We start from the raw sequence: 20,790 nt of genomic DNA, 5'->3' as shown, positions 1-20,790 counted from the left end.
CCGGATTTGATCAGATCTCTGCGTTTGTGAACGCCGTCCGGAACCGTTGCAACGCAAGGTCGCTGTCCGTGGCGGCGAACGCCTCCAGCCCGACCGTGCCGTCGTACCCGAGGTCGCGCAGAGTGGCCGCGATCGCGGCGTAATTGATCTCACCGGTCCCCGGCTCACAGCGCGTCGGTACGTCGGCCACCTGGATCTCACCCAGGTGCGGGAACGCCTTGCGGAGCAGGGCGATCAGGTTCCCCTCGCCGATCTGCGCGTGGTACAGGTCCAGCATCACCTTCAGGTGCGGATGATCGACTGCCTCGACCAGCGCGAGTACTTCGGCCGCCTTCCCGAACGGCACGCCGGGATGGTCGACGGGGTTGAGGTTCTCCAGCACGAACATCACGCCGTACCGCTCGCCGAGCTTCGCCAACCGCTCCAGCGTGCGCGCGGCATTCACCCACATCTCCCCGGTGACGTCGTACGTCGGTGTCACCGGCAACCCACGGTCGTCGAGCTCGGTGCCGTGCAGGTTGAGGCGTGGACACCCGAGCTCGAGGGCGACGTGGATCGACTCCTCCGCGGTCGCGAGCAACCGATCCTGCTCGTGGGTCAGCGAGCCGCCGACGTACCCGGTCATCGACGAGAACGTCGCACCGGTCTTCTTCAGCGCGGCCAGGTCCTTGGACATCCACGTCCAGATCTCGACGTCGAACCCGGCGGCATGGATCCGCTCCACCCGCTCGACGAACGGCAGGTCGGTGAAGATCATCTCCGCACAGACAGCGAGCCTCATGACAGCTCCACCGGCCGCTTCTCCTGGCACGACGTCATAGCCGCGAGCGCAACCTCCAACGCGTTGCGGGCATCGTGCCCGGTCACCGGAGGTACGCCGTTCCCGCGCACCACGTCGACGAACTCCGCGAGCTCCTGCACATAGGCGTCATGGAACATCTCCTCGTCACTGCGCAACGTCTGCTGATGCAGGCCGTTCGCGTCGTAATGCACCATCGGGCTGTTCGGTAGCCCGCCGGCCAGGACCATGCCCTTGCTGCCGAACACCTCTGCGCGGACGTCGTAGCCGTACAGCGCGGAGAAGTTTGCCTCCGCGGTCGCGAACGTGCCGTTGTCGAACGTGATCAGTACGACGGCGGTGTCGAGCAGCCCGTCCGCCTTGTACTGCGGGGCAACGAGCGCATCCGCCTTCGCGAAGATCTCGACGGGCCGCGCACCGGGATTGAGCCAGAGCAGCAGGTCGAAGTCGTGGATCAGCGTCTCGCGGAAGATCGTCCACGGCGGGGTGCCGGGTCGCAGACCGGCTGGTCCACCTGGGTCGCGGGTGGTCGAGCGCATGAGCTGCGGCGTACCGATGCCGCCGTTGTCGACGGTCCGGCGGGCTGCGGCGAAGTCCTTCGCGAACCGCCGGTTGAAGCCGACCTGGAAGGGGACCCCGGCCCGCTCGGTTGCGGCGATCGCCTGGTCGATCTCGTCCAGGGTCAGCGAGGCCGGCTTCTCGCACCAAACCGGCTTGCCCGCTGCAGCTGCGCGCTGGATCAGGTCGAGGTGGGCTGCCGCGATCGACGTGATCACCACGGCGTCCACGTCCTGGTCTTTGAGCAGACTGTCCACGTCAGTGGGGTTTGCGCCGTACCGTGCCGCCAGCTTTTGCGCCGCCTCCGGTCTGGCGTCGGCAACCGCCGCAAGCTCCGCACCGGGGACGTGCCGCGCGATGTTGCGCGCATGCATGGTGCCGATCCGGCCGGCCCCGATCAGCCCGAGCCGCACTACCGGCAGTCCGTGGTCTGTGCGCATCCTCCACCCCTTCGCCAGCAAGGACTAGAGCGCTCTAGTCAGCGCAAGCGAACACTGCTTTGATGGTGCTGGTCAAGACCCTGGGAGAATCGCCGAGATGAACCACCGACCGACGATGGAGGACGTGGCTGCCCACGCGGGTGTCTCCCGCGCACTGGTGTCGATCGTCTACCGCGAGGTGCCAGGTGCGAGCGACGAGACCCGGGCACGCGTTTTCGCTGCCGGCGATGAGCTTGGGTACCGCCCTGATCATCGCGCGCGGTTGCTGGGGCGTCAGCGGACCCGCTTGATCGGTGTGGCGTTCGACGTGCGGTACACGTTCCACGGCGACCTGGTCGAGGCGCTGTACCCGGCGGCCGAGTCGCTCGGCTACGACCTCACGTTGAGCGCGGTCACTGGATCCCGGCGGGAGGCAGTGGCCATCCAGTCGTTGCTGGACTACCGCTGCGAGTCCCTCGTGCTGCTTGGTCCCACCTCACCGCCGTCGGCGCTGGCTGCGCTTGCCGAAGCACAGCCGACGGTGGCGGTTGCTCGCAAGGTGCGCGGCGTTCACGTGGCGCGTACTGATGATGCCGCCGGATCACGTCTAGCTGTGGAGCATCTGCTGTCGCTCGGGCACACCCGGATCGCTCATGTCGACGGGGCCCGGGCGCCTGGTGCGGCCGAACGGCGTACGGCGTACCGTCGCGTGATGCGTCGGGCCGGACTCGAGCCACTCGTCGTCCCCGGCGGCCTGACTGAGGCCGCTGGTGCTGCGGCGGCGCGCGAGCTGCCGTCTGACGTCACCGCCGTTGCCGCCTTCAATGACGCCTGCGGCATCGGGCTTCTGCATGCACGGCGCTCCCCGGACCTGTCGATCATCGGGTACGACGACTCGACGCCGGCGCGGCTGGATCACATCCAGCTGACGACCATCGCGCAGAACGCGGACCGGCTGGCGTCGGCCGCGCTCGAACTCGCGACCTGCGAGGACCGTGACCCGCCACAGGAGGTCATCACCGAACCGGACCTGGTGGTGCGCGCGACCACCAAGCCGGTCAGCTGAGCTGTGTGGGCAAGTTGTACGGCGTGACCGGATGCAGGCTGCTTGGCGTCGTACGGACCGCAGGGAGCAGGTGGTGCGCGTGCAGCAGGTGCTGACAGGCGTGATGGAGGTCGGCCGGGAGGTCGTGGTGCAGGACCACGGACAACGCACCGGCTCGTAGCAGCGCCGCGTTGTCGGCGTCGAGGTCATGGGCGACGAAGCAGCGGTACGTGCGCTCGAGGTCGGTGAACGCCTGGACGATCGCCTGGTTGCCGCCGCCGATCGAATAGACCGCGTTGATGGCTGGGTCCGCGGTCAGTGCGGTCAGGGCCTGTCCGTGGATGGTGCTGTCGAGGCCGTCCGTCTCGGCCAGTTCGACGACCGACCGGTCCGGTGCCAACCGGCGCAGCGTGGAGCGGAAGCCCATCTCCCGCTCCTCCTCACCCCGGAACGAGCCCCGGCTCAGTGTGACGAGCACATTGCCCGCCTCAGTGCCCAGCCATTGCGTGAGGAAGTACGCTGCGGTCGCGCCGGCGGATCGGTTGTCGATACCGACGTACGCGCAGCGCTTGCTCGTTGGCAGGTCGGTGACGAGGGTGACGACCGGGATGCCGGCGGCCACCAGGCGGTCTACGGCCTGGATCACCTCGGGTTCGTCCGGCGCCTTGAGGATCACGCCCTGCGAGCCGCGCTTCCGCAGCTTGTCCAGGGTCGCGGTGATGTCAGCCGCGGAGGCAGTCTCACTCAGGTCGAACCGCGCCCGCAGCACCGCCGGGCGCAGGCCGGGCAGAGACGCTTCGAGGGCCTTGCGCACTGCTTGGGAGAAGCGGCCGGGAGCCTGCATGACCAGGTCGATCACGAGCGTGCGGCCACCGAGGCGGATCTGCGTGGTCTGCCGGTCGAGGTCCTGGATCGCCTGCTCGACCTGACGCCGGGCGCGAGCGCTCACGCCGGCCCGGCCGTTCAGCACCCGGTCGACGGTCGTCTCGCTGAGTCCGGCTTGGACCGCGACGTCACGTACTCGGTGCTCGCGTGCCATCGCGCTCCCATTTATCGCTGAATGATGGGTTTTTGGTGGATTCAGGGGATTCCAAACCCGTCAGGAAGCCACCACGCTAGAACAACAGACCGAGAGGAGCCACCCTCATGTGGTTGAACCCCGCCGACGCCAAGCTCGACGACCTGCTGACCGTCCTCAAACAGGAGACGAACCCCGCGGACTACCCGCACGCCGAGCAGATCGAGCAACAGGTCCCGCTGTACGACGCCGACCAGGTCCGGCGGGCTGACCAGCGGGCGGTGCAGACGGAGTTCGCCACCGCCTTCGCCGACGGGCCCGGGATCATCGTCCTGAAAGGGGCTTTCGGCAACGATGAGGTGGACGCAACCACCGCGGAGTTCAACCGGCTGATCGCACAGCAGCACGAGGCCGGGACCGCGGCCGGCGACCACTTCGCCAAGCCGGGTGCGAACGACCGGGTCTGGAATGCCTTGGAGAAGCTGGCGATCGGCGCACCGGAGGTGTTCACGGCGTACTACGGCAACGACCTGCTCGCGCTGGCTGCGTCCGCGTGGCTCGGACCGGCGTACCAGGTCACGTCGCAGGTGAACGTGGTGAATCCGGGTGGCGAGGGCCAGACGGTGCACCGGGACTATCACCTGGGCTTCCAGTCCGACGATGTGGCGGCGCAGTACCCGGCCCATGTGCACCGGTTGTCGTCCGTACTGACGCTGCAGGGCGCGGTGGCGCATTGCGATATGCCGGTGGAGTCGGGGCCGACGCTGTACCTGCCGCACTCGCAGAAGTACGAGCTGGGGTATCTGGCGTACCGGCAGCCGTCGTTCGCGACGTACTTCGAGGAGAACCACGTGCAGTTGCCGCTGGAGAAGGGTGACGCGGTGTTCTTCAACCCGGCACTGTTCCACGCGGCCGGGACCAATCACTCCGCGGAGATCAAGCGGATGGCGAATCTGCTGCAGATCTCGTCGGCGTTCGGGCGGGCGATGGAGAGCATCGACCGGGCCCGGATGATCGAGGCGGTCTATCCCTCGCTACTGCGGTTGACCGATCCGGTGGCCTTGGACAACGTCATCGCGGCCACCGCGGAGGGGTATGCCTTTCCCACGAACCTCGACCGCGATCAGCCGATCGGTGGCCTGGCTCCGCAGTCCCAGGCCGACCTGGTCCGTCAGGCGGTCGCCGAGACCTGGCCCGCGGACCGGTTGGCGCAGGCTCTCGCCGGCAACACCACCCGCCACCAGACCCACTAAGCCCAGGGTGAACGCTCGGTGAACGTGGTCCGGATCACGGGCAGCCGCTGTCGGACCGGCCTGCCCGTCAGGCAGGATGGCACGTTCGCCGTCCGGATCGCGGGCTACGCTTACCGACGCGCCCGCTGTACTCCCGCCTTGTACGGCCGACCCTCGAAGGAGATCGCATGGAACCGTTGCGGATCGGCATTCTCGGTGCCGCCCGGATCGCTGACCGGGCGATCGTCGCCCCGGCCCAGCTGACCGGTGCCCGGCTGGTCGCAATCGCGGCCCGGGATTCCGAACGGGCTGAGGCCTTCGCTGCGGAACACCAGGTCGAACGGGTGCACGCGTCGTACCAGGACGTACTGGACGACCCCGAGATCGAGGCGATCTACAACCCGCTCCCCAACGGCTTGCACGGGCCGTGGAACCTGCGGGCGATTGCCGCAGGCAAGCACGTTCTGACGGAGAAGCCGTCGGCCAGCAACGCGGCCGAGGCGACGCAGGTGCGTGACGCGGTGCAGAAGTCCGGATTGGTCTTCATGGAGGCGTTCCACTACGCCTACCACCCGGTGATGCGCCGCCTGCAGGAGCTACTGGCCAAGGGCGAGCTCGGCGACCTGCAGCACATCGAGGCCACCATGGTGATGCCCCCGCCGCCGGACCAGGACCCGCGGTGGTCGCTGCCGCTTGCCGGTGGAGCCGTGATGGACGTCGGTTGTTACGCCATCCACGCCCAGCGGATGTTCGCGCCGTACGCCGGTGGTGCGCCGAAGCTCGTCAGCGCCCGGGCCGGCGAACGCAAGCGGCTCCCGGGCGTGGACGAGTGGTTGAACGCGGACTTCGAGTTCCCGAGCAGTGCGACCGGCGCGGTCCGGACCAGCATGGCGGCCGAGAACGTGGAGTTCAGCCTCAAGGTCGTCGGCGCCCGTGGTGAGGCGTTCGCGCCGTTCTTCGTGCTGCCGCACAACGACGACCGGGTGATCGTGACGACCAAGGAAGACACCTGGGTCGAGCACCGTGGCACCCGGTCGTCGTACACCTACCAACTCGAAGCCTTCACCGCCGCAATCCGCGACGGCGCCCCGGTCCTCACCGACGCCGAGGACGCGCTCGCGACAATGCACCTGATCGACACCTGCTACCAAACAGCCGGCCTCCCCCTCCGCCCAACCACCACGCTCTAGTACTCAGCCGTCGAGCAGGCGGCTGATGGGTGCTTGGCCCACGACTGCGCTGTGGGCTGTGTGGCCGACCGCCGCGACCGGCCACACAGCCCCATGTCCGGTTGCCAATGGACCTTCGACAGCCACCCGCAACCGGAGATCGTCCCGACGTCAACCCAACCGCGCGATCACCAACCGCATGATCGAGTGCGGCTAGTTCTGTGTGGCCGCCGCGGTGGCGAACGCCTGGATGACTGGGTGCGGGCGGGTGCCGTCGCCGGAGAGTTCGGGCTGAAACAGGGTGGCCAGGTAGAAGGGGTGGCCGGGAAGCTCCGCGATGCGGGGGTCGCCGATGTCGTCGTGCGCGCTGAAGACCAGGCCGTGCTCTTCCAGGAGTCCCATCCGGCTGCTGTCGAGGCCGTAGGAGCAGTGGTACCGCTCCATCGACCGCTCGACGCCGAGGATCTCGGCGGCACGCGTTCCGGGCTTGATCTCGACCGGGCCTTCGTGACCGACGAGTGAGCACGCCAGCGGCACGATCAACAGGTCGTCCGCCGTCGGGTTGTTCTCGGCGTTCTGCGCGTCGACCGCGCCGGCCACGTTGCGCGCGTATTCGAGCATCGCGTGCTGGAACCCGGCGCAGGTGCCGAGGAACGGGATCTGGTTCTCCCGGGCGATCCGGACCGCCTCGATCGCGCCGTCCTCGGACTGGTACGGGCTTCCGGGGAGCAGCCAGATCCCGTCGAATCCCTTCAGCGTCCCGTCGACCTCGTCGGTCGGTACCCAGTAGACGTCGAGGTCCAACTGGTCTCGTTCCTTGAGCCGGTCCAGCAGACCAGGCACGCGGCCATGTGAGCGAACATGCGGCGAGCGGTCGGCAACCAGGGCGATGCGCCCGGAGTATGCGTTCATGCTCTGATCCTGACCGCTGACCCGGTATCAGCGCCAACGATGATCTCTGCACTGCCGATAAGCGATACTGATCCACGTGGATCCCCACCTCCTGCGGACCTTCGTCGCGGTCGCCGAGCACGGCTCGTTCTCCGCCGCCGCCGACCACCTCGGCTACACCCAGTCCGCCGTCTCCCAGCACATCGCCGCCCTCGAACACGACCTCGGTACGCCGCTCCTCCGCCGGCGTCCCGTGGTCCCGACGCCGTCCGGCGAGCGCCTGCTCGAACACGCCGGCCCGATCCTCCTCCGGCTCGACGCCGCCCGCGCCGATATCCGCCGTACGATCGCCGACCCGCCAGGCACCCTCACCATCGCCGCCTCCCCGCTGGCCGCAGCCAGCCGCCTGGCCGCCGCCTTGCGAGAGGTACGCCGTACCCGTCCGGGGACCGAGGTTGCGGTAACGGTCTGCGGCCGCGAAGCGGTCGTCCAAGGCGTCGCCGCGGCAGAGTTCGACCTCGGCCTGGTCGACGGCGTCGCCGCGCCCAGCGATCCACTCCGCTTGTCCGACGCCGGCCCAGTCCGGACCAGCGCCGTAGCCCACGAGGACCTGGTCGCGGCCCTCCCAACCGATCATCCACTGGCCGGTCGCCGGGGCCTGGCGCTGAACGACCTGGCCGACGCCCGCTGGATCGACGCCCCCGACCTCGGCGCGCCTCTTTCCACCCTGCGCGCTGCGACCGGCTCCGACGCCTTCCGGCCCGCGCTCACCTACACGGGCACCGACCTCCAGACCCTGCTGACCTTGGTCATGGCCGGCCACGGCCTGACGGTCCTCCCCCGTTCAGCGGCGACGCCTGTCGCCGCTGTTCCCGTCACCACGCCGCGACTCGTGCACCGAATCGAACTCCTCCACGGCCACCTGGATGCGCCGGCCGGCGCCGCACTGGCGGCGGCGCTGGCCGGCAGCTCAGACGTCGAGTAGTTGCTCCAGGCCCGCACGTGTCATCGGGTACTCGAGGACACCGACGGCTTCCCGCTCCGCGAAGACGGCGCGCTCCGGATCGTCCACGTTGACCGCTTCGCACATCATGTTGAAGGCCCAGTTGAGCCAGCCGGTGACCGCGATGCCGAACGACGACACGTCGAGCTTCGGCCATTCCCGCACCTCGGCATAGCCCTCACGGAATGCGGCGATCCCCTTCCGGTTGATCGACGGCCGCGTGAACCACTGCGTCAGCGCCGAACAGATCTCGAGTTCGGGCGTCAGTGATCCGGTGAAGTCCCACTCGGTGACGATCAGTTCGCCTCGATGCCCCAGCCGTACATTCGACGGGATGAGGTTGCTGATGCACAGGATGAGCTGATCGGACGAGACGTCCGCCTCGATCGCGTGCAGGTCGAGCAGGCCCGGCAGCGCGGCGTCGAGGCGCTCGGTCCATGGTTTGCCGGCAGCGTGAGCTTCGCCGCGCAGCTTGTTCCACTGGGCGGCCGTGCCACGTTCGGTGAGATAGGGATGGATGGGTGCGGCACTCGGGATCGCCAACCCGTGCAGGATCCCGAACGTCGTACCGACCCGACGAGCCAGAGCAGTCGATACAGGCAACGCGGGCGACGGCCGCACCTCGATCCACTCGTGCACTCGCCAGCTCTCGTCCCGCACGCTCTCGATCAGCCGGCCCTGCGGACTCCGCACCGCGATCGGCGCTGCCACTCCAGCCTCGACCGCGGCCTCGCGGAGCCGAGCACCGATCTCCGCCTGTTCCTCGGTGATCCAGTCGTAGACCGTCACCGCCAGCCAGCGGCCTCGATCGGTGGTGATCGCCCAGCACCGGCCCATCGGTGTGAACGACACCGGGCTCGCGGGCTCGCTCACCGCGCCCAGCCCGAAGACCTCGGCCAGCTTCTCGGCCAGGCCCTCGGGCGCGGCGGGCGTGTCCGCGATCCGTCGCTCGACCTCGGCCTTCAGTGCAGGCCAGTCCCGCTCGCCGTACTCGGCAGCCAACGCCCGCTGCGCATCGGCGAGCGAAGCGCCCGCATCGGACTCGCGCAGTACGGCCAGAAGGTCCTTGGCCTCTTTGCGCAGGTACTCGATACTCGGGCGATCCGGCAGCAGTCTCATAACGCGTCCTCTCGTACCCGGACTCGCACGGGCCACAAGAGAGCGTCACGAACCGCGCTCAACCCAATCGGTAGGTGAGGTGGCTTCCAGCCTTCCGGCGAGTCTCGGCGCGTCCCCACTACGCCCTGACGACGCTACCGAAACCGGCCTACTCCGGTCAACGGCTACTTCCGCGCCTGTTTGGTGGGCGGGATGATGGCGTTGTCGCTGGGGTTGGCTTTCGGCTTCTTGGGTTGCTTGGGCTTGCGGACTTCACGTCCGCCTTTGTTCTTCGACATGACAACTCCCGGGGCTCGAGGGGCGGCTGAACTCGAACGGGCCTGCCGGCCCTTCGTACGCCGCGGTACTCCTCATGCCCCGGGGGTTGCCTTCGACGCTACACCCGAACTGTCTGTTTCAGTCGTGAGTCGGGAAGCCCAGGTTGATCCCGCCGTGGCTCGGGTCGAGCCAGCGGGAGGTGACGACCTTGCCCCGGGTGAAGAAGTGCACGCCTTCCATCCCGTGCGCGTGGGTGTCGCCGAACAACGAGTTCTTCCAGCCACCGAATGAGTAGTAGGCCATCGGCACCGGGATCGGCACGTTGATACCGACCATCCCGACCTCGACCTCGTTCTGGAACCGGCGGGCGGCACCACCGTCGTTGGTGAAGATCGCGGTGCCGTTGCCGTACGGGTTGGAGTTCACCAGCCCCAGGGCATCGTCGTACGACGCCTGCCGGATGACGGACAGCACCGGGCCGAAGATCTCGTCGGTGTAGATCGACATCTCCGGCGTCACCTTGTCGAACAGGGTCGGCCCGAGCCAGAACCCGTCGGCCGCGCCGTCGAACTCACCGTCGCGCCCGTCGACGACGAGCTCTGCACCTTCCTCGACGCCGGCGGCGACGTACCCGGCGACCTTGTCACGGTGCGCGCCCGTGACCAGCGGGCCCATGTCGCAGCCGCGCGTACCGTCGCCGGTCCTCAGCTTCGCCATCCGGTCCTTGATCTTGCTGATCAGCTCGTCGGCGATCGGCTCGACCGCGACCAGCGCGGAGATCGCCATGCAGCGCTCACCCGCCGACCCGAAGCCGGCGTTCACCGCGGCGTCGGCGGCCAGGTCCAGATCCGCGTCGGGCAGCACGATCATGTGGTTCTTCGCGCCGCCGAGGGCCTGCACGCGCTTACCGTTCTTGGTGCCGTTCTCGTAGACGTACTTCGCGATCGGAGTCGAACCCACGAACGACACCGACTTGATGTCCGGGTGCTCGAGCAGCCGGTCGACCGCCTCCTTGTCGCCGTGGACGACGTTCACCACGCCGTCGGGCAGACCGGCCTCCTTCCAGAGCTCGGCCATCGCGTTCGCCGCCGACGGGTCCTTCTCGGACGGCTTGATCACCACGCTGTTGCCACAGGCAACAGCGATCGGGACGAACCACATCGGCACCATGGCCGGGAAGTTGAACGGCGAGATGACCGCACTGACGCCGAGCGGCTGGCGGATCGAATACACGTCCACCTTGGTCGACACGCCCTCGCTGAACCCGCCCTTGAGCAGGTGCGGGATGCCACAGGCGAACTCGATCACCTCGAGGCCGCGCGTCACCTCGCCGACCGCATCGGACAGCACCTTGCCGTGCTCGGCGGTGATCAGCGCGGCGATCTGCTCCTTGCGCTCGTTCACCAGCTCACGGAACGCGAACAGCACCTGGGCCCGCTTGGTGAGTGACGTCTGCGCCCAGGCCCGCGACGCCTCGTGGGCGACCTTCACCACCTCGTCGACGGTGGCGGCCGAGGCCAGGTCGAGCTCACCGGTGACCTCGCCCGTCGCCGGGTTGTAGACGTTGCTGGTGCGCTCCGAGACCCCGGTCCACGGGCTCCCGCCGATCAGGTGGGTGATTCGCTGAATACTCACAACCGCATCCCTTGTTTGGTCAGTAGCTCCGTGATCCTGTCCCGCATGAACGTGCTCGACTCGCGAGCCCGTTCCTCCCAGGCGAAGACACAGGTGGTGATGGTCCCGTCGAACCCGGCCGCGGCCAGGCTCGCGAACAGTTCGTCGAAGTCGACCTCGCCCTGGCCGATGTCCAGGTGCTGGTGCACCCGGACAGTCGATCCGGGCGGGTTGACGATGTAGCGCAACCCGGACGATCCGGTGTGGTCGAACGAGTCGGCCACATGGATGTTGGTCAGCAGGTCGCCGGCGTGACTGATGATGCCGGGGGCGTCGTTGCCCATGTGGAACGTGTGCGGCGCGCAGTAAAGGAAGCTGACCAGCGGGTGGTTGATCCCGCGGATCAGGTCGACCGCCGCCTTGCCGTCCTCCTCGAAGTCGTCCGGATGCGGCTCGAGCACCAGCCGCACGCCCTCGGCTTCGAAGACCGGAAGCAGCTCCTCCATCGAGCGCCAGAACTGTGCCTCGCTCCGGGCCGCCTGCTCGGGGCGACCGTTGAACTCGGAGTTCATCACGTCGACCCCGAGAGCCGCGGTGATCCGGATCGCCCGTTTCCAGTAGCGGACCGCGGCCTGTCGCTCGTCCTCGTCCGGCCCCGACCACTTGTACAGCGGAAGCACGGACGAGACCCCGACGCCGGTGGCACCCAGCTCACGCCTGAGCGCGGCAACGCCCTCGTCGCCGACCCGTGGATGGTTGAAGAACGGGAGAAAGTCGTCTCGTGGCGACAACTCCATCCACTGGTACCCGAGCTCCGCGACCAACGCCGGCAGTTCGCGCAACGGCGTACTGCGGAACATGTACGGATCGAGGCTGAGCTTCACCCGAGCACCTCACTCCTCGACACCATCTCGACCTCCACCGGACGCTTCTCCTGCAACGACTGCACGCCTGCCGTGCAGACGGCGGCCGCCGCGTACCCGTCCCAGGCTGCCGGACCGTCGATCGTGCCCTTCGCCACCGCGTTCACCCAGCGCTGGATCTCCAGGTCGTACGCCAGGCCGAAGCGGACCCGGAAGTCGTCCGGCACCGCACCACCCCAGTGTCCGGCCCGCCTGGTCAGCACGTCGACCCCCAGGCCAATGGTGGCGTTGCCCTGCTCGGCCACAGCCTCACAGCGGACCTCGTACCCGACCTGGCAGTTCACGAACACCTCGACGTCGGCCATCGCCCCGCTCGCCATCTCGAACACCGCGAACTGCGGGTCCTGTACGCCGTCCCCCACCAGGCCGGACGGCTTCGGCGAGTGCACGGTGATCCGCGCGATCTCGTCGTCGAACAGCCAGCGCGCGACGTCGACCTCATGGACCATCGAGTCTCGCACGATCATCTCGCTGCGGAACGTCGGCGGGGCTGTCTTGTTCCGGTGGACGTTGTGCAGCAGCAAGGTCCGGCCGAGTTCACCGGAGTCGAGCAGCTGTTTCAGCGCGGCGTACTCCGGGTCGAAGCGGCGCATGAAGCCGACCTGGATCAGCTGCTTGCCGAGCTTGTGCTCCGCCTCGACGATCCTTAGCGACGACTCCGCGTCCATCGTCAACGGCTTCTCGCAGAGCACCGGTTTCGACTGCTCCAGACAGGCCGTCAACTGCTCGGCGTGAGCGAAGCCGGGTGACGCGATGATCACCGCGTCCACGTCGGCGTCACCGATCAACGCCAGCGGGTCGTTGATCGCCCGTACGTCGTCGAAGAACGCGGCCAGCGCGCCCGCACGGTCGGTGTCCGGATCGGACACCGCGACGAGGTGGCCGCCGGAGATCCGGTGCGCCACTCGCTCCGCGTGGTCCGCGCCCATCATCCCGACCCCGACGATCCCGATCCTCAGGTCCCGCATCTCCACCTTCTCTCTGCACCGCTGATGTCTGCACTGCTGATGCCTGTACTAGCGCCGCACGCAAGCCGGCCAGATGATCCTGGCCGGCCCGCGTGGACCGGGGTGTCCTAGATTCCGCCCGGACGGTCGTGCGGTTCGGCCACCACTTCAGGGTCGATCTCGCGCAACTCGTGGCTCAGCGCCTCGAGCTCCGACCCACCGGCCATCTCGTTGGTCAGCTGCGCCAGCGTGATGTCGGCCCGATGCGTGTCGAGCGCGACCCGGCCCAGCTTCAGCACCACGAAGTGGTTGCCGACCAGGTAGGCGTGGTGCGGGTTGTGCGTGATGAACACGACGCCGAGCCCCGCGTCGCGCGCCTTCACGACGTACTTCAGCACCACGCCGGACTGCTTCACGCCGAGCGCGGCCGTCGGCTCGTCCAGGATCAGCACCTTGGCACCGAAGTAGATCGCGCGGGCGATCGCGATGCACTGCCGCTGGCCACCGGACAGCATGCCGACCGGCTGCTCCAGATTGGGAATCGAGATCCCCATCTTGGTCAGTTCCTCGCCGGCGATCTGCTTCATCTGGGCGCTATCCAGCCGGCCGAACGGCGCCTTGGTGATCTCGTTGCCCAGGAAGAAGTTCCGCCAGACCGACATCAGCGGAGCCAATGCCAGATCCTGGTAGACGGTCGCGATCCCGCTGTCCAGCGACTCGCGCGGCGAACTGAACCGGCGCTCCTCACCGTTCACCGACAAGGTCCCGTCAGTGTGCTCGTGCAGGCCGGCGATGATCTTGATCAGCGTCGACTTGCCCGCACCGTTGTCGCCCAGCACACAGGTGATCTCGCCCTGCCGGACGGCCAGCGTGACACCACGCAGCGCATGTACGTTGCCGTAGCTCTTGCCGACGTCCTCCAGATGCACCACCGGCGTGTTCGGACTGCTGACGGCCTCTTCCGCGAAGCTGTCGGTGGTAGTCATCGCGCGTCCGCCCTTCTCTTCACGACCAGGTTGACGATCGTTGCCAGCAGCAACATCACGCCCAGGAAGGCCTTGAACCAGTCGGCGTTCCACCCGGCGTACACGACACCGAGCTGGGTCATGGCGAAGATCAGCGCACCGATCGCCGATCCGACCACGGACCCGTAGCCGCCGGTCAGCAGGCAGCCACCGACCACGGCCGCGATGATGTAGATGAACTCCTTGCCGACGCCCTCACCCGACTGCACGCTGCTCTGGGTGAAGAGCAGGTGCATGCCGGAGAACCAGGCGAAGAAGCCGACCACCATGAAGAGCCCGATCTTGACCCGCTTGACCGGCACACCGACAGCCCGAGCCGCTGCCGCGTCACCACCCACGGCGAAGATCCAGTTGCCGATCTTCGACTTGAGCAGCACCCAGGAGCCGGCGATCACGAACAGGACCCACCAGACGACGAGGATCTTGATGTTGACCGAGCCGATCTTGAACTCCGAGGCGAACACCGACTTCGCCGACTCGTAACCGTCCATGTCGCTGATCGAGTTCGACGCGACCTGGCCGGACACCAGCCGGGTGATCGCGAGGTTCAGGCCCTGCAGGATGAAGAACGTGCCCAGCGTGACCAGGAAGCTGGGCAGACCGGTCTTCATCAGCAGCCACCCGTTGAAGGCGCCGACAGCCACCGCTGCGACCAGCGAGACCAGGACGCCGACCCAGACGTTGACGCTGAACTGATAGGCGAACAACCCGGCGAACAGCCCGGACGTGGTCACCGCCACGCCGGCGGACAGATCGAACTCGCCGCCGATCATCAGCAGCGCCACCGGCACCGCCATCGTGCCGATCAGCGCGGCCTGGTAGAGGACCGTCCCGATCGTGGCCGTGCTGCGGAACTGAGCGGCCACGATCAGGAAGAACACGAGGATGACCGCGGCGCCGACCAGCGACCCGATCTCAGGCCGGCTGAGCAGCCGGGCTCCCAACGAACGCTGCGAGACCCGGTCGTCGACCGATGTCGGCGCCGTGACTGTGGTAGTCATGGCGAGTCCTCAGCGCGTCCCGTTGGCGGCGAACTTCTCCACCGAGGCGACGTTGTCCTTGTCGATGAACGCCGGACCGGTCAGTGTGGCCTGGCCACCACCGATGGTGTTGCCGTTGGTCTTGTACAGCCAGAGGCTGTCGACCGCGAGGTAACCCTGCAGATACGGCTGCTGGTCGACGGCCCACTGCACGCTGCCGTCCTTGATCGCCGCCACCAGGTCCTTGTTGGTGTCGAAGGTCCCGATCTTGGCACTCGACCCAGCGGCCTTGGCGGCCTGAACCGCGGCCAGAGCGAACGGCGCCCCCAGCGTCACGACGTAGTCGACGCTCTTGTCCTGCTGCAGCTTCGACGTCATGGTCGTGGTGCTGCCCGGCATGTCAGTACCGGTGATGTAGATCTTCTCGGTGTTCGGGAACTTGTCCTTCACACCCTGGCACCTGGCCTCCAGGCCGACGTGCCCCTGCTCCTGGATCACGCAGACAGCCTTCTTCGCGCCGAGCTGCGTCAGCTTCTCGCCGGCCGCCTGGCCCGCGATCCGCTCGTCCTGCCCGAAGTACCCCATCGCGCCGGCCTGCTTCCACGCTTCGATACCACCGTTCAGCGCCACCACCGGAATGCCGCCGTCGGCCGCCTTCTTCACGTTCGCCTGCATCGCGTCGGCCTTCGCCAGCGTGACCGCGATGCCGTCGACCTTCGAGTCGATCGCCGTTTGCACCAGGTTGGCCTGGTCGGCCCCCTCCGGCGCACCGGAGTACTGGAGGTCGACGTTGTCCTTCTTCGCCGCGGCCTCGGCACCTCTGCGGACCAGGTCCCAGAAGGTGTCACCAGGCGCCGCGTGCGTGATGAACGCGACCTTCATCCGGGGTGTGTCCGCGACGTTGCCGCCCGAACCCGCTGCCTGCTGCTCCTCCTGCTTGCCGCCGGACGAACTACATGCCGCCAGCGCCGCGACCAGGACGAGCGCCGCCCCCGTGGCCACCGTCTTCTTCTGCCACCGAACCATGACTACAACCAGCCTTTCGTGTTACGCGGTAACACCGCGCTCTTGCCAGTGACCAGAGAGTGAATACTCTGCTGGTCGTCAGACGGATACACCACCCCCGTGCGTCCGCAGATAGCTGAGCGTCCGCTGCGCGATCGGCAGCGGGACGTCCGGTGGGCAGGGATACAGATCCTGCTCGACGATCGCGAACACATCCGCCTCGAGCCCCGCCAGTGCGTCCAGCACCGGCGGCAGCTCGGGTATGCCGTACGGCGGCTCACACATGACGCCGCGTTTGACCGCCTCACCGAAGCCGACTCCGTCGTCCTGCACCGCGGCGAGGATCTTGGGGTCGACCTGCTTGAGATGGACGTATCCAATCCGGTCCGGATGGTCCTGGATCAGTTTCAGGTTGTCGCCACCGCAGTAGCTGATGTGCCCCGTGTCGAGGCACAAGTTCACGTACGCGCCGTCGGTCACCTCGAGGAACCGCTCGACCGACTCCTGTGTGTCCACATGGCCGTCCGCGTGCGGGTGGTACTGCGTCAGCAGTCCGTAGTCCTCGGCGATCCGGCGACCGAGCTCGGTGACCTGCTCCCCGTGCCTGGCCTGACCGTCCTCATCGAGCCGTGCCTCGGTGACCTCTCCCGTCACCGAATCGCGCCACATCGAGGGGATCACGACCAGGTGCTTCGCGCCCATCGCGGCGGTCAACTCGGCCGCCTTGGACACATCACGCCAGGTCGAGTCCCAGGAATCCGGGCGATGCAGGTGCTCGAAGATCGTGCCGGCCGTCATGGTCAGCCCGCGCTTGTCGAGCTCGTCCTTCAACCGGGCCGGATCCGTCGGCAGGTAACCGTACGGCCCCAGTTCGATCCGGGTGTAGCCCGCGCCGGCGACCTCGTCGAGGAATCGCTCCCACGGCGTCTGCTGCGAGTCGTCGGCGAACCACACGCCCCATGAGTCCGGCGCGGTGCCGACGTTGACGTTGCCCATGTCAACGATCTCCTTCGGTCGGCGCCAGGTACGGCTGCTGCGTCTTCTTGGATTCCTCGTACGCCGCCGATGCCGCCTGCGTGGAACCCAGCTCGGAGACCTCGCTGACCGGCACGTCCCACCAGGAGTCGCTGTCCGGCGCACCGATCAGCGGGTCGGTGGTGACGTGGATCGCGATCGGCCCAGTGGCGGCCTTCGCGGTCCCGATCGCCTTCTCCAGCTCGGTCCGGCTGTGCACGTCCAGCACCTCGATACCGAAGCTGCGCACATTGGCGGCCAGGTCGACCGGCAGGTAGTCGCCGTCCAGCCGACCGTCCCCGGTGCGCTTGCGGTACGCCGTGCCGAACCGCTGGGAACCGAGTGACTCCGAGAGTGCGCCGATCGACGCGAAGCCGTGGTTCTGAACGAGAACCACGATGATCTTGATGTTCTCCTGGACCGCGGTCGCGAGCTCACTGGACATCATCAGGTACGACCCGTCGCCGACCATGACGAACACATCGCGATCCGGCGCACCGAGCCGTACGCCGAGGCCGCCGGCGATCTCGTAACCCATGCAGGAGAAGCCATATTCGACGTGGTATCCCTTCGGGTCGCGAGTCCGCCAGAGTTTGTGCAGGTCGCCCGGCATCGAACCGGCCGCGCAGACAACAACATCAGAAGGCTCCGACAATTCGTTCACCGCGCCGAGAACCTGGCCCTGGGTGAGCAGACCTTCGGCCAGCTTGGCGGTCACGTCCTCGGGCGGGTTGTAGGTTGCGTCGACAATGCCGTCCCAGTTCCTTGCGAGTTCCGTGGCCGAGGCCGTGTACTGGTCGTCCACGGACCAGTCACCGAGTGCGGATCCCAACGAAACAAGGGCTTCCCGCGCATCGGACACCATCGGGAGGCCGGAATGCTTACCACCGTCGAAACGCGCGACGTTGATGTTGACGAACTTGACCGCGGGGTTCTGGAAGGCCGTCCGCGACGCAGTCGTGAAGTCCCCGTAGCGGGTGCCGATCCCGATCACCAGGTCGGCGTCGCGCGCGAGCGCGTTCGCGGCCGTGGTTCCGGTGGAGCCGATCGATCCGACCGACTGTGGGTGGTCGTAGCGCAGCGATCCCTTGCCCGCCTGGGATTCCGCGACCGGGATCCCGGTGGCCTCGGCGAACTCGCGCAGCGCGTCCTGCGCACGGGAGTAGGCGACCCCGCCGCCGGCGACGATCAGCGGCCGCTCGGACGCCTTGAGGAGATCTGCCGCTTTGTCGACAATAGATGCCTCGGGCAACGGGCGGGCGACGTACCAGGTGCGCTCCGCGAACAGCTCCTCCGGCCAGTCGTGAGCCTCGGCCTGCACGTCCTGGGGCAGCGCGATCGTGACCGCGCCGGTCTCGACCGGATCCGTGAGTACGCGCATCGCATTCAGCAACGCGGACGGCAGCTGCTCCGGCCGCCAGATCCGGTCGAAGTACTTCGAGACCGGGCGGAAGGCGTCGTTGACCGAGATGTCACCGGCGCTGAAGGACTCCAGTTCCTGCAACACCGGGGTGGCGACCCTGGTGGCGAAGACGTCCGACGGGAGGAGCAGGACCGGCAGCCGGTTGACCGTGGCGAGCGCGGCACCGGTGATCATGTTGGTCGAGCCGGGCCCGATACTCGCCGTACAGGCATAGGTCTGCAGACGGTCGCGGGTCCGGGCGAAGGCGGCGGCGGTGTGCACCATCGCCTGCTCGTTCCGGGCCAGGATGTAAGGCAGTGCGGCCGGATCCTCGAGCTCGGACTGCAGCAGCGCCTGGCCGACGCCGGCGACGTTGCCGTGGCCGAAGATCCCGAAGCAGCCGGCGAACAGCTTCTGCCGCTCGCCATCACGCTCCGAGAACTGGACGCTCAGGAATCGCACCAGCGCCTGCGCGACCGTGAGCCGTACCGTCATCGCTGTCCTCCGGGAAGTAGTGCGTCGGCCTCGGCCCGGCGCAGGTCGGTTACGTCACTCATCGCCGGCCTCGTTCCGTCCGAACGGCAGGCGGGGATCGATGGGCTGGGTGTTCCACAGTTCACGGACCCAGCCGTGCCGCGGGTCGTCACTGATCAGCCAGGCGCGTTCGGTGCCCGGGCCGGCCATCACGTTCAGGTAGTACATGTCGTAGCCGGGCGGCGCCATCGCCGGGCCGTGCCAGCCGTGCGGGACGAGCACCAGGTCGCCACTGCGGACCTCGGCCAGGACATCGATCGGCCGGTCTTCGGTGCCGTAGACCCGCTGGTAGCCGATCGGATCATTGCCTTTGACACCTTCCGGCACATCGTCCGACAGCTGCAGCTCGAAGTAGTAGATCTCCTCGAGCACGCTCTCCTCGCCCGGTTTGTGCTCATCATGCTTGTGCGGCGGGTACGACGACCAGTTGCCGGCCGGCGTCAGCACCTCACAGGCGATGATCGAGTCCGCGTCAAGGACACCCGGCGTACCGAAGTTCCGGACCTGCCGGGAGGCCACGCCGGCACCGCGCAGCTCGGTCTCCACCTGCTCGACCCCGATCCGCCGGAACGGGTAGTCGTTGGCCGCCTTCGCGTGGGGGAAGGCGATCCGCGCACCACCGTGGCTGACGACGGCGACCGTCGTACCACGCGGCACATAGGCGAGATCCGTCGGACCGGCGAAGACATCGGCGCGACCGCCCAGCGGGACGGCCTCGCCGTCGACGATCACCTCCGCCGAGCCGCTCAGCGGAAGGACGAGGTACTCGCAGTCGCCGGTGTCGATCTCGACTGTCTGGCCGGGAAGCAAGGTGCGGACCGACAAGCCGGTGTGATGCCAGCCGGGTTCGCCGGGACGCACCATCAGCTCGAAGCCGTCGCGCGCGGTCGACCCCGCGGGCCTGAACCACTCGTTCATGCGGCACCTCCGTGGACGAGAGCGGCAGCTTGGTCGACGGCCGACGCCACGTTGCCGTCCGGCGGGAAGAGCAGAGCCCGGCCGACCACGAGGCCGCGGACCGAGGGCAGCGTGAGTGCCTTGCCCCACGCGGCGTACGTCTCCTCGGGCGCGCCGGTCGGGTCACCGCCAAGCAGCATCGTCGGCAGGGTCGTGGCCTCCATCACCCGGTCGAGTTCGTCGACGACGGGCAGCTTGAGCCAGGTGTATGCGCTGGTCGCGCCGAGTCCGGCGGCGATCTGGATCGACTTGATCACCGAGTCCGGGTCGAGCAGGTTCGTCACCCGGCCGTCCGTCCGCGTCGACCAGAACGGCTCGACCATCGCCATCAGCTTGTGCTCGGCGAGGCCCGTGACCGCGGCCGCGCTGCTCTCCAGCGTGGCCACTGTGCCCGGGTCGCCGAGATCGATCCGGGTCAGCATCTTGCCGCCGTCGAGGCGACGGTCGGCGATCTCGTCGGCCGAGCGGTATGCGGTGAAGCGGTCGTCCAGTTCGAACGCCGCACCCTGCAGGCCGCCGCGGTTCATCGAGCCGATGACAACCTTGCCTTCGAGCGCACCAAGGAGAAGCAGGTCTTCGAGGATGTCCGGGGTTGCGAGGACACCGTCGACGCCGGGACGCTCCAAGGCAGTCATCAGCCGGCCGATGAGGGCCGGGCGGCTGGCCATTGCCATTCGATCACCACGGACTCCAAGAGCACCTCGGGCCGGGTGATCGGCGGCCACAATCAACAGCCGCCCGTCCTTGCCCACGAGCGCGCGAGTCCGCCGCTGCTGCCATGCCTCGGCAACGCGCTCCGGGTGGCGAACGCGAATCTCGGTCAACTCCGCCAACCGAGCGCCGTACGTCTGCCCACCCCCCAACCCCAAGTCCCCCGC

The 20,790-nt window shown here is 67.7% G+C and carries 19 protein-coding genes; 4 read left to right on the top strand and 15 right to left on the bottom strand.

Features of this window, described 5'->3' with window-relative positions; genetic code table 11:
• Positions 1-10: 10 nt before the first annotated feature.
• Positions 11-781, bottom strand: coding sequence for a TIM barrel protein (locus AB0L70_RS32950; RefSeq protein ID WP_363690694.1), 771 nt, complete (start codon positions 779-781; stop codon positions 11-13).
• The gene (locus AB0L70_RS32945; protein WP_363690693.1) at positions 778-1,797 is read right to left on the bottom strand and encodes a Gfo/Idh/MocA family oxidoreductase; all 1,020 of its coding nucleotides are present in this window, start codon (positions 1,795-1,797) and stop codon (positions 778-780) included. The genes AB0L70_RS32950 and AB0L70_RS32945 overlap by 4 nt, the downstream gene beginning before the upstream one ends.
• A gap of 97 nt (positions 1,798-1,894) precedes the next feature.
• Here AB0L70_RS32945 and AB0L70_RS32940 point away from each other — a divergent pair, with 97 nt between their 5' ends.
• Positions 1,895-2,842 carry a LacI family DNA-binding transcriptional regulator gene (locus AB0L70_RS32940; RefSeq protein WP_363690692.1) on the top strand — a complete coding sequence of 316 codons (948 nt, stop codon included), beginning with the start codon at positions 1,895-1,897 and terminating at the stop codon, positions 2,840-2,842.
• Here the strand turns inward: AB0L70_RS32940 and AB0L70_RS32935 are convergent.
• Positions 2,835-3,860, bottom strand: a complete 1,026-nt coding sequence (locus tag AB0L70_RS32935) for a LacI family DNA-binding transcriptional regulator (RefSeq protein ID WP_363690691.1) — start codon at positions 3,858-3,860, stop codon at positions 2,835-2,837. The two genes, AB0L70_RS32940 and AB0L70_RS32935, sit on opposite strands and share 8 nt — an antisense overlap.
• Positions 3,861-3,967: 107 nt before the next feature.
• Between AB0L70_RS32935 and AB0L70_RS32930 the strand changes: the two genes are divergently transcribed.
• Positions 3,968-5,092: a phytanoyl-CoA dioxygenase family protein gene (locus tag AB0L70_RS32930; protein WP_363690690.1), complete on the top strand. Its 1,125-nt coding sequence runs from the start codon at positions 3,968-3,970 to the stop codon at positions 5,090-5,092.
• A gap of 167 nt (positions 5,093-5,259) precedes the next feature.
• Entirely contained in the window at positions 5,260-6,261 is a 1,002-nt protein-coding gene (locus tag AB0L70_RS32925) for a Gfo/Idh/MocA family oxidoreductase (protein WP_363690689.1), read from the top strand.
• A 192-nt stretch (positions 6,262-6,453) separates the two neighbouring features.
• Here the strand turns inward: AB0L70_RS32925 and AB0L70_RS32920 are convergent, their stop codons facing one another.
• Positions 6,454-7,152 carry a hypothetical protein gene (locus AB0L70_RS32920; protein WP_363690688.1) on the bottom strand — a complete coding sequence of 233 codons (699 nt, stop codon included), beginning with the start codon at positions 7,150-7,152 and terminating at the stop codon, positions 6,454-6,456.
• Between the two features lie 76 nt (positions 7,153-7,228).
• Here AB0L70_RS32920 and AB0L70_RS32915 point away from each other — a divergent pair, with 76 nt between their 5' ends.
• Positions 7,229-8,116, top strand: a complete 888-nt coding sequence (locus tag AB0L70_RS32915) for a LysR family transcriptional regulator (RefSeq protein ID WP_363690687.1) — start codon at positions 7,229-7,231, stop codon at positions 8,114-8,116.
• On the opposite strand, the gene AB0L70_RS32910 is transcribed toward AB0L70_RS32915, so the two are convergent.
• The 11 genes from AB0L70_RS32910 to AB0L70_RS32860 all read right to left on the bottom strand — a co-directional run bounded on the left by AB0L70_RS32910 (position 8,102) and on the right by AB0L70_RS32860 (position 20,745).
• Positions 8,102-9,253, bottom strand: a complete 1,152-nt coding sequence (locus AB0L70_RS32910) for a hypothetical protein (protein WP_363690686.1) — start codon at positions 9,251-9,253, stop codon at positions 8,102-8,104. The two genes, AB0L70_RS32915 and AB0L70_RS32910, sit on opposite strands and share 15 nt — an antisense overlap.
• Positions 9,254-9,649: 396 nt before the next feature.
• Positions 9,650-11,146 (bottom strand): CoA-acylating methylmalonate-semialdehyde dehydrogenase, encoded by a 1,497-nt coding sequence (locus tag AB0L70_RS32905; RefSeq protein WP_363690685.1) that lies wholly within the window; start codon positions 11,144-11,146, stop codon positions 9,650-9,652.
• Positions 11,143-12,009, bottom strand: coding sequence for a sugar phosphate isomerase/epimerase (locus AB0L70_RS32900; protein ID WP_363690684.1), 867 nt, complete (start codon positions 12,007-12,009; stop codon positions 11,143-11,145). Before AB0L70_RS32900 ends, AB0L70_RS32905 begins: the two co-directional genes overlap by 4 nt.
• Positions 12,006-13,016 carry a Gfo/Idh/MocA family oxidoreductase gene (locus AB0L70_RS32895; protein ID WP_363690683.1) on the bottom strand — a complete coding sequence of 337 codons (1,011 nt, stop codon included), beginning with the start codon at positions 13,014-13,016 and terminating at the stop codon, positions 12,006-12,008. Before AB0L70_RS32895 ends, AB0L70_RS32900 begins: the two co-directional genes overlap by 4 nt.
• Before the next feature lie 107 nt (positions 13,017-13,123).
• Positions 13,124-13,981: an ATP-binding cassette domain-containing protein gene (locus tag AB0L70_RS32890; protein ID WP_363690682.1), complete on the bottom strand. Its 858-nt coding sequence runs from the start codon at positions 13,979-13,981 to the stop codon at positions 13,124-13,126.
• Positions 13,978-15,021 carry an ABC transporter permease gene (locus AB0L70_RS32885; RefSeq protein ID WP_363690681.1) on the bottom strand — a complete coding sequence of 348 codons (1,044 nt, stop codon included), beginning with the start codon at positions 15,019-15,021 and terminating at the stop codon, positions 13,978-13,980. The genes AB0L70_RS32890 and AB0L70_RS32885 overlap by 4 nt, the downstream gene beginning before the upstream one ends.
• A 9-nt stretch (positions 15,022-15,030) precedes the next feature.
• Positions 15,031-16,026 (bottom strand): substrate-binding domain-containing protein, encoded by a 996-nt coding sequence (locus tag AB0L70_RS32880; protein WP_363690680.1) that lies wholly within the window; start codon positions 16,024-16,026, stop codon positions 15,031-15,033.
• A 78-nt stretch (positions 16,027-16,104) separates the two neighbouring features.
• Entirely contained in the window at positions 16,105-17,001 is an 897-nt protein-coding gene (locus AB0L70_RS32875; protein WP_363690679.1) for a TIM barrel protein, read from the bottom strand.
• Between the two features lies 1 nt (position 17,002).
• Positions 17,003-18,916, bottom strand: coding sequence for a 3D-(3,5/4)-trihydroxycyclohexane-1,2-dione acylhydrolase (decyclizing) (iolD, locus tag AB0L70_RS32870; RefSeq protein ID WP_363690678.1), 1,914 nt, complete (start codon positions 18,914-18,916; stop codon positions 17,003-17,005).
• A gap of 54 nt (positions 18,917-18,970) precedes the next feature.
• Entirely contained in the window at positions 18,971-19,873 is a 903-nt protein-coding gene (iolB, locus tag AB0L70_RS32865; RefSeq protein WP_363690677.1) for a 5-deoxy-glucuronate isomerase, read from the bottom strand.
• On the bottom strand, positions 19,870-20,745 hold the full coding sequence (locus tag AB0L70_RS32860; protein ID WP_363690714.1) for a deoxyribose-phosphate aldolase: 876 nt from the start codon (positions 20,743-20,745) through the stop codon (positions 19,870-19,872). The genes iolB and AB0L70_RS32860 overlap by 4 nt, the downstream gene beginning before the upstream one ends.
• Between the last annotated feature and the right edge of the window lie 45 nt (positions 20,746-20,790).

Origin of the sequence: Kribbella sp. NPDC051952 (assembly GCF_040680855.1) — a bacterium.
Taxonomy (GTDB): Bacteria; Actinomycetota; Actinomycetes; order Propionibacteriales; family Kribbellaceae; genus Kribbella.
The sequence above is the reverse complement of the archived record's forward strand: the minus strand, read 5'-3'. Positions and strand labels throughout refer to the sequence as shown.